Origin of the sequence: Streptomyces sp. S063 (genome assembly GCF_002832675.1) — a bacterium.
GTDB classification, from domain to species: domain Bacteria; phylum Actinomycetota; class Actinomycetes; order Streptomycetales; family Streptomycetaceae; genus Streptomyces; species Streptomyces sindenensis.
Window position 1 is genome coordinate 3,549,708 of the sequence record NZ_CP021707.1, and the last position, 15,076, is coordinate 3,564,783.

The window sequence follows — 15,076 nt, forward strand, 5'->3', positions numbered from 1 at the left end:
GCCACCGCTGTTCCTTCGGGGGGCGGTGGTGGACACCGTCATGGACACCACGGTGGACTCGGTCCGGGAACGGTTTCGGCTCGGTTGACGCAGGGGTGGGCCGCACCGGCGTACGGCCGGATCCGGCCGCTAACCTTACGTATCCGTCCTGGCCAGGGATGAATTCACCTCAGGTCGGACATTCACCGCACTCAACTCATGCGAAAGGCCTCGCCCATGGGCATTCGGAGCTTGCTGCGTAAGGTGTTCGGCCGCACGGAGCAGGACGAGCCGACCACGGCCACCGTCCCGCCCCAGGCCGAGCGCACTCAGTCCAAGGAGACGGATACGGAGACCACTTCGGCGGCCGAGCCCGCGGCGGAGCCGAAGGCGTCGATCCCGGCCCCGGCTTCGCCCTCTGTCTCACCCTCGCCCTCGTCCTCCGAGGCCGGGTCCACGGACCGTGACGGCTCACTGGCCGTCGACCTGGTGGCGGAGGCCTTCGACAAGGCGTCCGCCACGTCGGCGTCACCGACCGTCCCGGCACAGGGGCCGGCCCCGGAGGGCGCCCTGGACGACGCTCCGGCAGAGGTCCCGAAGGACACCCCGAAGGCTGAGCAGCCCGAGGAGCCGGTAGCCGCCGAGAAGGCCCAGGAGCCCGTACCGGCGGACGAGCCGGTGGTCGTCGAGGAGCCCGTCGCGACCGGGGCGGCCGAGCCGGCGCCGGCGCCGATCACGATCGACCTCGACCTCGACGAGCCCTCGAAGGACGCACCGGCTCAGGAGTCCACGCCCGAACCGACGTCGGCGGAGGCGGAAGCACCGGCGGAGGCCCCGAAGAGCACGCCGGAGACGCCCCGGGCCACCGAGGCCCCGGACGCCCCCAAGGCCACCGAGGCCCCCGAAGCCGCGACGGCACCGGCCACCGCAGAGTCCCCGGCCACCGCAGAGTCCCCGGCCACCGCGGAGACCACGGTAGTCCCGGAGACCCCGGCGGTCACCGACGTCCCGGCCGTCGCGGAGACCCCTGCGGCACCCGCCGCACCCGCGACTCCGGAGCCGACGGCGGTCGCAGAGACCCCGGTCGTCGCGGAAGCCCCGGAGGTCGTGGAGACCCCGGCGACACCCGTCGCAGCCGAGGAGCCGCCTCCGGCCGCATCGGAGCCCGCCCCCGGCAAGCCCGCCACCACGCTCGCGCGGGTCAAGTCGCGTGCTCCGCAGCTCGTCGCCCCGTACAAGGCGGCCCAGGCGGCGCTCAAGGCGCACGGGCTGACCGGGCTCCGCGCCCGCGTCTACCTGGTGCTCGACCGCTCCGGCTCGATGCGACCGTTCTACAAGGACGGCAGCGCCCAGCACCTGGGCGACCGGACGCTCGCGCTCGCCGCGCACCTGGACGAGGACGCCACCGTGCGGGTCGTCTTCTTCTCGACGGACATCGACGGCACCGGATCCCTCGAACTCTCCGGTCACGAGGGCCGCGTCGACGAACTGCACGCGGAGCTCGGCCGACTGGGCCGGACGCACTACGAGCGCGCGGTCGAGGAAGTCGTCGCGGACTACGAGAAGGCGGAGGCCACCGGCCCGGCTCTCGTGATCTTCCAGACGGACGGCCCGCCGGACGCCAAGCAGGCCGCTCGGCAGGCCCTCGCGGACGCGGCACGACTGCCGCTGTTCTTCCAGTTCGTCGCCTTCGGCGACCAGGACGCGAAGGGCTTCGACTTCCTGCGGAAGCTCGACGCCCCGAACGCCGGCTTCTTCCACGCGGGACCGGCTCCCCGCGAGGTCGCGGACGCCGAGCTCTACCGGGAGGTCCTCGCCGGGCTGCCGGAATGGACCACCACGCGTGAGGCCGGCTCCGGGGCCTGATCGACCGGCAGTCGTACGGTCACGGCGAGGCCGCCGCCCCCCGGGCCCGGCACCGCCGTGACCGTACCGCCGTGGGCCACCGCGATCGACCGGACGATCGACAGACCGAGGCCCGACCCCGGGCCCATCCGGTCCCGGCCCTCGCCCCGCCGGAACGGCTCGAAGAACCCCGCGACATCCGCCTCGGAGACCACCGGCCCGGTGTTGCGCACCAGCAGGGCCCCCTCTTCGCTCAGGCAGACCTCCACCGAGCCGCCCGGCACGTTGTACGTGACCGCGTTGGCCAGCAGATTCGCCACCAGCCGGGCGAGGAGCAGCCGGTTGCCGCGCACGGAACAGGCGGCCACCGCGACGTTCACCACCGGCCCGTCGCCGCCCCTGCCCCGTACCGTCGGATTCGGGTACCGGGCCGCTTCCTCCCTGACCACGTGATCGAGGCGGACCGCCTCGCGTTCGTCCGCGGCCAGGCCCCGTTCGCTGCGGGCCAGCACGAGCAGCCCCTCGATGAGCCGCTCGCTGCGCCGGTTGGTGTCCAGCAGGGTCTGCCGGGTGCGGACGAGGTCCTCGGGGGACGGGTCGTCCAGCCCGATCTGGATCGCGGCGCGCTGGGTGGCCAGCGGGGTCCGCAGCTCGTGCGAGGCGTTCGCGATGAATCTCCGCTGGCTGTCGAAGGCCTTCTCCAGCCGCCCCAACAGCGCGTCCAGCGTCTCGCCCAGCTCCTTCAGCTCGTCGTCCGGGCCGCTGGAGGCGATCCGCTCGTGCAGGGTCTTCTCGGAGAGCCGACGGGCCTTCGCGGTCATCGCGTGGACCGGCCGCAGCACCCGGCCCGCTATCCACCAGCCGACCCCGACCGCGCCCGCCGTCATCACCAGCAGCGCGGCGAACGACCAGTTCAGGAGCTGCTTGCCCGCCGCGTCGCTGACATGGTCGGTGAGCTCGTAGGCGGTGGACGATCCGATGGAGCTGCGGGCGATGAAGGGGCCGTCCACGGCGTAACCGGGCGGGACGACGACGACCGCCGTGGAGGCGATGGCCCGTGCCTCGGTCTCCGTACCGGCGCGGGAGGCCAGGTTGACCGTGGCCAGCAGGGCAGTGCCGAGCACCAGGAAGGCACCGCCGTACACGAGGGCGATGCGGGTGCGGATCGTCGAGTGCGGCAGCTTCGAGGCGTCCACCAGCCGCCGCAGCGGGGACGGCCGCCTCACAGGGCGTACCCGACGCCCTGCACGGTGCGGATCAGCGCGGGCTCACCGAGCTTGGCGCGGAGCTTGCTCATGCAGACGCGCACGGCCCCGGGATGGGGTCTCCCCTGCTCGAACGACAGCTGAGAGCCTGGGGAAGGGTCGGCGTTGGCGTCCCAGGCCCGCTCCAGCAGCTCTTCCGCGCTGACCGTGCCGCCGTCGGCCTCCAGGAGCAGTTGCAGCACGGTGAACTCCTTGGGGGAGAGGTCGAGGTCCCGGCCGTCGCGGAGCGCGGACCGCCGAACCGTGTCGAGCCGGATGCCGTGCCGTTCCAGCTGGGGCGGTACGGGCCGGGCGCTGCGCCGACGGAGGGCGCGTACCCGGGAGACCAGCTCGGGGAACTCGAACGGTTTGCTGACGTAGTCGTCGGCCCCCAGATCGAGCCCGGCGACCCGGTCCTCCATGGCTCCGGAGGCGGTGAGCATCAGGATCCGGGTGCGGGAGCCGGAGGCGACGAGCCGGCGGGCCACGTCGTCGCCGTGGACCCGGGGGAGGTCGCGGTCGAGGACGACGACGTCGTAGTCGTGGAGGCCGAGGTAGGCGAGGGCCGCGTCCCCGCTGTACACCGTGTCGACCGCGAATCCGGCCCGGCGCAGTCCGGTGGCGACCAGCTCCGCGAGGATCTCCTCGTCCTCGGCGACCAGTACCCGCATGGTGATGTCCCCTGCCTCGTGCACGCTTGTCCGCTCCCTCCCAGGATGCGACTTTGCTACGGGAACCATGACGTGAGGGGATGTTTCGCAAAGCTCTCCACCGGAGGGCCTTCCTCCGTCCGCGCACGGACCGCCGCTTATCGATGTGAGTGGATGTTGATCGGGCCGTTAGGATTTCGACCATGGCGGCCACTGGATCCGAGAAGCAGGGGGCGACGGCGTACTACGTCTCGACCCCCATTTACTACGTCAACGACGCTCCTCACCTGGGCCACGCCTACACGACCGTCGCGGGCGACGTGCTCACGCGCTGGCACCGCCAGCGCGGCGAGAAGGTGTGGTACCTCACCGGCACGGACGAGCACGGTCAGAAGATCATGCGCACGGCCGAGGCGAACAACGTGACTCCGCAGGCCTGGGCGGACAAGCTCGTCGAGGAGGCGTGGAAGCCCCTCTGGGAGCATCTGAACATCGCCAACGACGACTTCATCCGGACGACGGAGAAGCGGCACACCGACCGTGTGCAGGAGTTCGTGCAGGACCTGTACGACAAGGGCGAGATCTACAAGGGCGGGTACGAGGGCCCCTACTGCGTGGGCTGCGAGGAGTACAAGCTCCCCGGCGATCTGATCGACGGCGAGGGCGAGTTCGCCGGTCAGAAGCTCTGTCCGATCCACAAGAAGCCGGTGGAGCTCCTCAAGGAGGAGAACTACTTCTTCAAACTCAGCGCGTACGGCCCGAAGCTGCTGGAGTTCTACGCGGCGAACCCGGACTTCATCCAGCCCGAGTCGGCTCGCAACGAGGTCGTGAACTTCGTCGAGCAGGGTCTGCAGGACCTGTCGATCTCGCGCTCGACGTTCGACTGGGGCGTCCCGGTGCCGTGGGACGACAAGCACGTCATCTACGTGTGGGTCGACGCGCTGCTCAACTACGCGACGGCGGTCGGCTACGGCGCCAATCAGGAGAAGTTCGACGGGACGTTCCCGGCGAACGTGCACCTGATCGGCAAGGACATCCTGCGCTTCCACTCGGTGATCTGGCCCGCGATGCTGATGGCGCAGGGTCTGCCGCTGCCGGGCAAGGTCGTCGCCAACGGCTGGCTGATGGTCGGCGGCGAGAAGATGTCCAAGTCGAACCTGACCGGCATCAAGCCGCAGGACCTGACCTCGCACTTCGGCGTGGACGCGTACCGCTGGTACTTCCTGCGGGCCATCTCCTACGGCAGCGACGGGTCGTTCTCCTGGGAGGACTTCTCCGCCCGCTACACCTCCGAGCTGGCCAACGACTACGGCAACCTCGCCTCGCGCGTGGCGGCGATGGTCGGCAAGTACTTCGGCGGGGCGCTGCCTCAGGACACGGCCGCCGGTGACGCCGAGCAGGCCGTGCGGGACGGTCTGGCGAAGGCCGTGGCGACGGCCGACCGGAAGATCGGCGAGGAGCTGGACTTCCAGGGCGGCATCCTCGCGATCTTCGACTTCGTGAAGCAGGTCAACGGCTACATCACGGAGCAGGAGCCGTGGAAGGTGGCCAAAGACACCACCCCGGAGGGCCAGGCCCGCCTGGCGACCATCCTCTACACGGCCGCCGAGTCGCTGCGCGGGATCGCGGTGCTACTCAACGCGGTGATGCCGGAGACCTCGCAGAAGCTCTGGGAGTCCCTGGGCGCCGGAGAGTCCCTGGGCGCCCTGGCCGACCAGAAGGTCCAGGACGCGGGTGCGTGGGGTGTCCTGCCCGCGGGCGCGACGGTGACGAAGGGCGCGGTGCTGTTCCCGCGCCTGGAGGAGAAGTCGGCGTAACCCCTCCATACAGACGCCGGGAGCCCGGAACCGCGAACAGCGGTCCCGGGCTCCTCGCGTTTTCCCCCTGCTCCCCGGCTTCCCTCACCGCCTCAGCGACACCGCATCCCCCATCACGATCACCGGGTTCATCTCCGGGTCCAGGGTGCGCAGGAGTTCCTCCATGCGTTCCTCGGGAAGGGAGACGCAACCCTGGGTCGGGCCCTCGTGGTCGACGTGGATCCAGATGCCGCCGCCGCGTTCCAGGCCGAGCGGGCGGGTGCGGTTCAGGGGGCTGACGCCCTCCTTGCGGTTGTAGTTGATCGCCACGACGTAGTCGAAGGAGCCTTCCAGCGGCTCGCCGAAGAAGCCCTCGCCGTCGACCGCGAACCGGGGGTGCTCGTCGTACGGCAGCAGTGACCCGGGGTCGGGGAGCCGGCCGCCCGCGTCGGTGAGGGTGTAGACACCCGTGGGCGACCTGCGGTCGCCCGCCACATGGTGGTCCGTCCACCCGTCCATGCCGTTGTGGGCGGGCCAGGGTCCCGCGACCGGCTCCCAGCCCTGGGCCGGGTCCGCGCGGCTGTACAGGACCGCGCTGGAGCGGTAGGAGTCGGCCTCCTCGCCGGTCACCACGAAGGCCTGCCGGGCCTCGGCGGGGATCTGGGCCAGGGTCTCCGGTCCCAGGTCCGGGATCTCGGCGGGGCTCGGGACCGGCACCGGGCCGGGGGAGGTCCGGAGCGTGGACGCGGCGTCGGACTGCGGGCCCGCGGCACCCTGTCCCGGGACGCCGACCGGGGCCTTCTCCGGAGCGGTGCCGGAGGAGCAGCCGGCGAGCAGGAGGGCCAGGGCGAGGAAGAGCGCGGCGAGCAGAGCGGGTGGGCGGCGGGGGAGGGACACGTCGGTGGGCTCCTCGGATGGCGGCGGGCGGCGCGACACGGCAGGACGGGCTGTGAGAGGGGTGTCTCGGTGCCAGTCTTTGCCGGGCCCGCCCCGGCCGAACCCGAACCGGGGCCATCCGGCTGTACGGCGTCGCCCGGCCGTCACCGGCGCTCGCGGGTAGGCAACGAAACAGCCCCCGATCGGGTGATCGGGGGCTGTTTCACGTGAAACATCCGTAGGGCGGGCCCGTACGGACTACTTGTCGGCGGGCTTCTCCGACGCGCCCTTCGCGGCGACCGGCTTGCGCAGCTGGATGTTCAGCTCGCGCAGGCGGGTCTCGTCCAGCTCGGTCGGGGCGCCCATCATCAGGTCCTGGGCGTTGCCGTTGAGCGGGAAGGCGATGGTCTCACGGATGTTCGGCTCGTCCGCGAGCAGCATGACGATGCGGTCCACGCCGGGGGCGATGCCACCGTGCGGCGGAGCCCCGAGGCGGAACGCGCGGAGCATACCCGCGAACTCGTGCTCGACGGTCTCGCGGTCGTAACCGGCGATCTCGAAGGCCTTGAGCATCAGCTCGGGCTCGTGGTTACGGATGGCGCCCGAGGACAGCTCGATGCCGTTGCAGACGATGTCGTACTGCCAGGCGAGGATGTCCAGCGGGTCCTTCTCCTCCAGGTCGGCCAGGCCGCCCTGAGGCATCGAGAAGGGGTTGTGCGAAAAGTCGATCTTGCCGGTCTCCTCGTCCCGCTCGTACATCGGGAAGTCGACGATCCAGCAGAACCGGAAGACGCCCTCCTCGAAGTGGCCGGCGCGCTTGGCGGCCTCGACCCGGACCGCCGACATGATCTTGGAGACCTCGTCGAACTCGCCCGCGCCGAAGAAGACGGCGTGGCCCGGGACCAGCGAGAGGCGCTCGGTGAGCGTCTTGACGTCGGTCTCGGTGAGGAACTTGGCGATCGGTCCGGCCAGCGTGCCGTCCTCGCCCACACGCACCCAGGCCAGGCCCTTGGCGCCGTGCTCGACGGCGTACTCACCGAGGCCGTCGAAGAACTTCCGGGACTGACCCGCGGTGTCGGGGACCGGCAGAGCGCGGACGTGCTTGCCGGCGAACGCCTTGAAGCCGGAGTCGGCGAAGACGTCGGAGATGTCGACGAGCTCCAGCTTGGCGCGCAGGTCCGGCTTGTCGTTGCCGTACTTCAGCATCGACTCGCGGAACGGAATGCGCGGGAACGGCGAGGTGACCTCGCGGCCGTTACCGAACTCGGTGAAGAGCTCGGTCATCAGCTTCTCGATCGGCTGGAAGACATCCTCCTGCTCGACGAAGGACATCTCGACGTCGAGCTGGTAGAACTCGCCCGGCGAGCGGTCCGCGCGGGCGTCCTCGTCGCGGAAGCAGGGCGCGATCTGGAAGTAGCGGTCGAAGCCCGAGATCATCAGCAGCTGCTTGAACTGCTGCGGGGCCTGCGGCAGCGCGTAGAACTTGCCGGGGTTCAGCCGGGACGGGACGACGAAGTCACGGGCGCCCTCGGGGGAGGTCGCGGTGAGGATCGGGGTCGCCATCTCGTTGAAGCCGAGGGCCACCATCTTGGAGCGGATGGAGGCGATCACGGCCGAACGCAGCATGATGTTGCGGTGCATGCGCTCGCGCCGCAGGTCGAGGAAGCGGTACTCCAGGCGCCGCTCCTCGTTGACGCCGTCCTCGGTGTTGATCGTGAAGGGCAGCGGGGCGGCCTCGCCGAGCACCTCGACCTCGGAGACCTCGATCTCGATCTCGCCGGTCGGCAGCTCCGGGTTGACGTTGTCGGCGCCGCGCGCGGAGACCTTGCCGTCGATCCGGACGACGGTCTCCTTGGTCAGCTTCGCCAGGGCCTCGTTGCCGGGGGTGCCGGGGCGGGCGACGAGCTGCACCAGACCGTAGTGGTCGCGCAGATCGATGAAGAGGATGCCGCCCAGGTCTCGGCGATTGTGCAGCCAGCCGCTCAGCCGGACGTCGGTGCCGACGTCAGAGGCGCGGAGCTCGCCGCAGGTGTGGGACCTGTACCGATGCATCGTCGTTCATCCAGTCTTCGCGGTTAGGTGTGGATTGAGCCTCCCCAGGCTACCGCCCGGCGCCGGGAGGCTTCATTTCCCTTCGTGCCGCCGCACCCGTCCGCCCCTGGGCAGGTGGCGGCCTCTCGGTGGCGTCCACCGAGCACATCTTCCTAAAGTGGGGCAATGCGCACCGAGGAAGTCCTGGCCGCGATCGCGACGGGCCTGTGGCGCTGGGACAACGCAGCCGGCACGGTCACGCTCGACGCGGAAGCGGCCCGGCTGATCGGCCTGCCTCCCGAGCCCGGCAACTACCGGGAGTCCGCGGTGCGCTCCCGTTTCCACCCGGTCGACTGGAACGAGATCTACGGCGTCGTGAACCTCGCGGTCGCCGAGGGCAGTCTCGCCGAGGCGCGGCTGCGGATCGTGGACGAGCGCGGACAGGTCCTGCGTACCGTGCGCAGCCGCTCCAAGCCCGTCCACCGGACGGGCGAGGAGGCCGACAGCGAGGCCTACGTCCTCTACGGCACGCTCCAGGAGGTCGCCGAACCGCAGCCCGGCGCCACCGACGCCGCCCACACACCGATCACCGGGGACTGGCGGCGGTCCCGGGAGGCGTTCCTCCTGGACGCCGGACGCGCGCTGGCCGAGGCCCGGTCCACCGCGGAGGTGCTGCGGGTCGCCGGGTCCCTGTCCATGCCGGGCTTCTCCCCGGACGGCCTCGCGGTCTTCGGCGCCGCCGGGGAGCGGCTGACGATCATCGGGCATCACGGGCACAGCATGGGGGACGAGGAACCCTTCACCGACATGCCCCTGGACACCGACTACCCGGCTGCCGAGGTCGTCCGCACCGGCCGCGCGATCTACCTGCCCTCCCCCGACGAGTACCGCCGTCGCTACCCGGCCACCTGGCCGCTCGCCCGCCGCTTCGGACGGCAGTCCTGGGCCTTCCTGCCTCTGGTGTCGTCCGGCCGCACGATGGGGGCCTGGATGGCCGGGTTCCAGCACCCGGTGGCGTTCTCCCCGGACGAGCGCGCGGTGCTCTCGACGGTCGCGCGGATGCTCGCCCAGGCCCTGGCCCGCGCCGGGGTCGCCGAGACGGAACGCGAGCTGTCCCTGGGGCTCCAACGCTCGATGATGCCGACCCTGGGCCCGGAGATCCCCGGGATGACGGTGGCCGCGCGGTACGTGCCGACCGGTGGCGGGCTCCAGGTGGGCGGCGACTGGTACGACATGATCCCGCTGCCCAACGGCCGCATCGCCCTGGTCATCGGCGACGTCCAGGGTCATGACGTGCGGGCCGCCGGCCTGATGGGCCAGCTCCGCATCGCTCTGCGCGCCTACGCGTCCGAGGGGCACCGCCCGGACGCCGTGCTCGCCCGGGCCTCCCGCTTCCTGTCCGGGCTCACCGACGCGTACGAGAGCGTCGAGGGCGACGAGGAACCCGCGGCGCCGCGCTTCGCGACCTGCCTGTACGCCGAGGTCGACCCGGAGGCCGGGACCCTGGACATCGCCCGCGCGGGCCACCCCGACCCGGTGGTGATCAGCGCCGACGGGACCGCGGTGATCCGGCAGACCGCCGGCGGGCTCCCGCTCGGGATCGAGACGGACTCCGACTACCCCACCACCCGGGTGGTCCTGGAATCCGGCGAGACGATCATGCTGTGCACGGACGGCCTCATCGAGACGGGCGGGCACGACATGGCCACCGGCTGGTCCCGGCTGCGCCCGGTCCTGGAGAAGCCGGTCGAGGACCTGGAACAGCTCGCCGACTCGCTGGTCCAGGCCGTCCACGGGCCGACCTCGCACTACACGACAGGGCCGCTCGCGGACCGGCGGGAGGACGACATCGCGGTCCTGGTGCTGCGGCGCGAGAGTGCCCGGGCCCCGGAGACGCCGCCCCGCCGCAGCGTCCTGACCATCGCGCAGGCCGAGCCGGAGCGGATCTCGGTGGGGCGGCAGCTGGTGCGCGAGCTGCTGCACGACTGGAGCGATCCCGAGCAGGTCGACTCGGCGGTCCTGATGGTCTCCGAGATGGCCACCAATGTGCTCGTCCACACGGACGGGGACGCGCTGATGGTGGCGGAGGTCTCCGGCGAGCAGGGCGAGCGGCGGCTGCGGGTCGAGGTCGCGGACGCCAGTGACGAGCTGCCGCACAAGCGGAGACCGGGCGAGATGGCGTCCAGCGGGCGGGGGCTGGTGCTGATGGAGATGCTGGCGGACGCGTGGGGGGTGGACCCGCGGGGAGAGGGGAAGTCGATCTGGTTCGAGCTGTACGAGTCGGATGAGCCGGGGGTTTCCTGAGCGGGTGAGGGCCCCGGGCCCCCGGAGCGCGGGCCACCGCCCCAGGGGCTCCGCCCTCAAACGCCGGACGGACCGGGGTGAGCGCCCGGCGGGCCGGAATGGGCGCCCGGCGGGCCGGAATGGCCTCTCCCGCGCAGTTCACCCAGGACGCCGAACGCCGCCGCGCACAGCGGGACCGCCAGCAGCATGCCCAGCAGTCCGGCCACGCTTGCTCCCGCCGTCAGGGCGATCATGACCATCGCGGGATGCATCTGGACCGTACGACTCTGGATCATCGGCTGGAGCACACGGCCCTCCAGCACCTGGACCGCGAGCACCACCCCCAGCGCCCACAGCGCGATCACGAACCCCCGGTCGGCCAGTGCGACCAGCACCGCCACCGCGCCGGAGAGGAACGCCCCCAGGTACGGGATGTACGCGCCGACGAACACCAGCGCGCCGAGCCCCACCGCACCCGGAACGTCCAGGATCAGCAGGCCCACCGTGATGCACACGGCGTCGATGAGGGCGATGGTCCGAGCAGCGCGGTGCCGAGCAGCGCCAGCAGCACCGGGGTGACCGCGGTCTTGAGGACGACGACCAGCCAGATCGCGACGGCGGCGACGCCCACGACGAGCAGGACGACACCGCACCAGGCGGCGGCGCGGCGGGCGCTGTCGGGCAGGAGGGGCGTGGATGCGGGCACCCTCCCGGCCGATCACGGTGTGCGTCGGCGGGCTCTCCGACGCACACCGTACGGGTGACGCGTCGTCACATGCCGTGGACCGCGGGGACCGTACCCAGGCGGCCGGCCTGGAAGTCCTCGAAGGCCTGCTTCAGTTCGGCCTGACTGTTCATCACGAACGGTCCGTAGTGGGCCATCGGCTCCCGGATCGGGCGGCCGCCGAGGAGGACGACCTCCAGGTCCGGGGTGTGGCCGTCCTGCCGCTCGTCCGCGCGGACGGTCAGCGAGCCTCCGTTGCCGAACACGGCGGTCTGGCCCATCGCGATCGGACGGCGTTCCGCGCCGACCGTGCCGCGCCCGGCCAGGACGTACGCGAGGCCGTTGAAGTCCTCGCGCCACGGCAGGGTCACCTCGGCGCCGGGCCGGACGGTGGCGTGGATCATCGTGATCGGGGTGTGGGTGATGCCCGGGCCCTGGTGGCCGTCGAGTTCACCGGCGATGACCCGGAGCAGCGCGCCGCCGTCGGGGGAGGCGAGGAGCTGGACCTCGCCGCCGCGGATGTCCTGGTAGCGGGGGTCCATCATCTTGTGGGCCTTGGGCAGGTTCACCCAGAGCTGGAGGCCGTGGAAGAGTCCGCCGGACTGGACGAGCGACTCCGGCGGGGCCTCGATGTGCAGCAGGCCCGAGCCGGCGGTCATCCACTGGGTGTCGCCGTTCTCGATGGTGCCGCCGCCACCGTTGGAGTCCTGGTGGACGAAGGTCCCGTCGATCAGGTACGTGACCGTCTCGAAGCCGCGGTGCGGGTGCCAGGGGGTGCCCTTCGGCTCCCCCGCGGCGTACTCCACCTCACCCATCTGGTCCATCATGATGAACGGGTCGAGGTGCCGGTAGTTGATCCCCGCGAACGCACGGCGGACGGGGAAGCCCTCGCCCTCGAAGCCGCTGGGCGCGGTCGTGACGGCGAGCACGGGACGGGCCGCGGCGTCACCCGAGGCGGCCACCTTCGGCAGGGTCAGCGGGTTGTCGACAGTCACTGCGGGCATGGGAGCCACCTCCGGGCGAGTGTTCTGGAATCAATTTAGTTGAACAATGAACATCTTGCAAGGCATCGCGCATTCCCGGAGGGCGGCCACGAGAAGGGCGAGGGCCCGCGCCATCTCGGCGCGGGCCCTCGCCCGACAGGAGAATCCGCAGGTCAGCGACGCACGGACATCGAATCCCTACCCGTACATCCGGCGCATCGCGAAGTCGACCATCTGCTCGACAGCCTTGGCGTCGAAGACCATCCGGTGGTCGCCCTCCATGTCCAGGACGAAGCCGTACCCCGTCGGCAGCAGGTCGATCACCTCGGCCCCGGTGATCACGAAGTACTTGGACTCCTTGCCCGCGTACCGCCGCAACTCCTTGAGCGTGGTGAACATCGGGATCACCGGCTGCTGCGTGTTGTGCAGCGCCAGGAAGCCGGGGTTGTCGCCGCGCGGGCAGTAGACCTTCGACGTGGCGAAGATCTGCTGGAAGTCCTCGGCGGAGAGGGAGCCGGTGGTGAAGGCCCGGACCGCGTCGGCCAGGGAGGGCGGCGACGGTTCGGGATACAGCGGCTGCTCCCCGTAGCCGCCGCCCATCTGACCCATCTGGCCCATCTGACCCATCTGCTGCTGAGCACCAGGGTTCTGGTCGTAGCCGTACATGCTGCAAAGAGTAATCGGACACATCTACGGCTTGAGGGGTTGCGCCTTATTACTGACGGGTAGCATCATCGGAGAGGTCAGCTGATAGACCTACGCCTGCCTGTCACCCGACCGCATCACTCCCCGGGGCGCTGTGGCGCCACTGCTATTGATTACGGAGCCTTCCCATGGGGCACTACAAGTCGAATCTCCGCGACATCGAGTTCAACCTGTTCGAGGTCCTCGGGCGCGACAAGGTGTACGGCACCGGTCCGTTCGGTGAGATGGACGTCGACACCGCGAAGAGCATCCTGGAAGAGATCGCCCGCCTCGCGGAGAACGAGCTCGCCGACTCCTTCGCCGACGCCGACCGCAACCCGCCGGTCTTCGACCCGGAGACCAAGACCGCTCCGGTCCCGGCGAGCTTCAAGAAGTCGTACCAGGCCTTCATGGACTCCGAGTACTGGCGTCTGGGCCTGCCCGAGGAGATCGGCGGCACCACCTCGCCCCGCTCCCTGATCTGGGGCTACGCGGAGCTGCTGCTCGGCTCGAACCCGGCTGTGTGGATGTACTCCTCCGGCCCGGCGTTCGCCGGCATCCTCTTCGAGGAGGGCAACGAGGAGCAGAAGAAGATCGCGGAGATCGCCGTCGAGAAGCAGTGGGGCTCGACGATGGTGCTGACCGAGCCGGACGCCGGCTCGGACGTCGGTGCCGGCCGGACGAAGGCAGTGCAGCAGGAGGACGGCTCCTGGCACATCGAGGGTGTGAAGCGCTTCATCACCTCGGGCGAGCACGACATGTCCGAGAACATCATCCACTACGTGCTGGCCCGCCCCGAGGGCGCGGGCCCCGGCACCAAGGGCCTCTCGCTCTTCATGGTCCCGAAGTTCCACTTCGACTGGACGACCGGCGAGCTGGGCGAGCGCAACGGCGTGTACGCGACGAACGTCGAGCACAAGATGGGCCTCAAGGCGTCCAACACCTGCGAGATGACGTTCGGCGACCAGCACCCCGCCAAGGGCTGGCTGATCGGCGACAAGCACGACGGCATCCGCCAGATGTTCCGCATCATCGAGTTCGCCCGCATGATGGTCGGCACGAAGGCCATCGCCACCCTCTCCACGGGCTACCTGAACGCCCTGGAGTACGCCAAGGAGCGCGTCCAGGGTCCGGACCTGGCGAACTTCATGGACAAGACGGCGCCCAAGGTCACCATCACGCACCACCCCGACGTGCGCCGCTCGCTCATGACGCAGAAGGCGTACGCCGAGGGCATGCGCTCCCTCGTGCTGTACACCGCCTCCGTCCAGGACGCGATCCAGGAGCAGGAGGCCGCGGGCGAGGACGCCAAGGCGCTGAACGGCCTCAACGACCTGCTGCTGCCGATCGTGAAGGGCTACGGCTCCGAGAAGTCCTACGAGCAGCTCGCGCAGTCGCTCCAGACCTTCGGCGGCTCCGGTTACCTCCAGGAGTACCCGGTCGAGCAGTACATCCGGGACGCCAAGATCGACACCCTCTACGAGGGCACCACGGCGATCCAGGGCCAGGACTTCTTCTTCCGGAAGATCGTCCGTGACCAGGGCGCCTCGCTCAACACGCTCTCCGAGGAGATCAAGAAGTTCCTCGCGGGCGCCCAGGGCAACGAGGAGCTGGCCCCGGCGCTGGACTCGCTCGCCAAGGCCGCCGTGGACCTGGAGGCGATCGTCGGCACGATGATCACCGACCTGACCGCGACCGGCGAGGACGTCAAGAACATCTACAAGGTCGGCCTCAACACGACCCGCCTGCTGATGGCCTCCGGCGATGTCGTCGTCGGCTACCTGCTGCTCAAGGGCGCGGCCGTGGCGGCCGAGAAGCTGCCGACCGCCTCCGCGAAGGACGTGCCCTTCTACCAGGGCAAGATCGCCGCCGCGAAGTTCTTCGCCGCGAACGTCCTGCCGGGCGTCTCGACCGAGCGCGCGCTCGCCGAGTCGATCGACAACTCGCTGATGGAGCTGGACGAGGCCGCCTTCTAGGACCT

General features: G+C 70.4%; 10 protein-coding genes and 1 pseudogene. 4 read left to right on the plus strand and 7 right to left on the minus strand.

The genetic code is table 11. The features are described 5' to 3' along the window. The first annotated feature begins 216 nt into the window (after positions 1 to 216). A complete protein-coding gene (locus CCZ36_RS16160; protein WP_128817933.1) occupies positions 217 to 1,845 on the plus strand; it encodes a VWA domain-containing protein in 1,629 nt (542 codons plus the stop codon). Here the strand turns inward: CCZ36_RS16160 and CCZ36_RS16165 are convergent. Both CCZ36_RS16165 and CCZ36_RS16170 read right to left on the minus strand, forming a co-directional pair. Beyond that, positions 1,779 to 3,050 carry a sensor histidine kinase gene (locus CCZ36_RS16165; RefSeq protein ID WP_128817934.1) on the minus strand — a complete coding sequence of 424 codons (1,272 nt, stop codon included), beginning with the start codon at positions 3,048 to 3,050 and terminating at the stop codon, positions 1,779 to 1,781. The two genes, CCZ36_RS16160 and CCZ36_RS16165, sit on opposite strands and share 67 nt — an antisense overlap. After that, a complete protein-coding gene (locus CCZ36_RS16170) occupies positions 3,047 to 3,739 on the minus strand; it encodes a response regulator transcription factor (protein ID WP_164873620.1) in 693 nt (230 codons plus the stop codon). Before CCZ36_RS16170 ends, CCZ36_RS16165 begins: the two co-directional genes overlap by 4 nt. A 182-nt stretch (positions 3,740 to 3,921) precedes the next feature. Between CCZ36_RS16170 and metG the strand changes: the two genes are divergently transcribed. Next, the gene (metG, locus tag CCZ36_RS16175) at positions 3,922 to 5,535 is read left to right on the plus strand and encodes a methionine--tRNA ligase (protein ID WP_069735773.1); all 1,614 of its coding nucleotides are present in this window, start codon (positions 3,922 to 3,924) and stop codon (positions 5,533 to 5,535) included. Between the two features lie 84 nt (positions 5,536 to 5,619). On the opposite strand, the gene CCZ36_RS16180 is transcribed toward metG, so the two are convergent. Both CCZ36_RS16180 and aspS read right to left on the minus strand, forming a co-directional pair. After that, positions 5,620 to 6,411 (minus strand): L,D-transpeptidase family protein, encoded by a 792-nt coding sequence (locus CCZ36_RS16180; protein WP_128817936.1) that lies wholly within the window; start codon positions 6,409 to 6,411, stop codon positions 5,620 to 5,622. A gap of 237 nt (positions 6,412 to 6,648) precedes the next feature. Further along, positions 6,649 to 8,442, minus strand: a complete 1,794-nt coding sequence (gene aspS / locus CCZ36_RS16185; RefSeq protein WP_065482488.1) for an aspartate--tRNA ligase — start codon at positions 8,440 to 8,442, stop codon at positions 6,649 to 6,651. A gap of 165 nt (positions 8,443 to 8,607) precedes the next feature. On the opposite strand from aspS, the gene CCZ36_RS16190 reads away from it, so the two are divergent. Beyond that, positions 8,608 to 10,725: an ATP-binding SpoIIE family protein phosphatase gene (locus CCZ36_RS16190; protein ID WP_128817937.1), complete on the plus strand. Its 2,118-nt coding sequence runs from the start codon at positions 8,608 to 8,610 to the stop codon at positions 10,723 to 10,725. A 56-nt stretch (positions 10,726 to 10,781) separates the two neighbouring features. Here the strand turns inward: CCZ36_RS16190 and CCZ36_RS16195 are convergent. The 3 genes and pseudogenes from CCZ36_RS16195 to CCZ36_RS16205 all read right to left on the minus strand — a co-directional run bounded on the left by CCZ36_RS16195 (position 10,782) and on the right by CCZ36_RS16205 (position 13,077). Then, positions 10,782 to 11,410, minus strand: a pseudogene (locus CCZ36_RS16195) (AI-2E family transporter). Between the two features lie 65 nt (positions 11,411 to 11,475). Continuing rightward, positions 11,476 to 12,432 carry a pirin family protein gene (locus tag CCZ36_RS16200; protein WP_069735770.1) on the minus strand — a complete coding sequence of 319 codons (957 nt, stop codon included), beginning with the start codon at positions 12,430 to 12,432 and terminating at the stop codon, positions 11,476 to 11,478. Positions 12,433 to 12,609: 177 nt separating this feature from the next. Next, positions 12,610 to 13,077, minus strand: a complete 468-nt coding sequence (locus tag CCZ36_RS16205; protein WP_006125898.1) for an SseB family protein — start codon at positions 13,075 to 13,077, stop codon at positions 12,610 to 12,612. 167 nt (positions 13,078 to 13,244) lie between these two features. Here CCZ36_RS16205 and CCZ36_RS16210 point away from each other — a divergent pair, with 167 nt between their 5' ends. Continuing rightward, complete coding sequence (locus CCZ36_RS16210) at positions 13,245 to 15,071, plus strand: acyl-CoA dehydrogenase (protein WP_065482470.1); 1,827 nt, start codon at positions 13,245 to 13,247, stop codon at positions 15,069 to 15,071. Positions 15,072 to 15,076 lie beyond the last annotated feature (5 nt).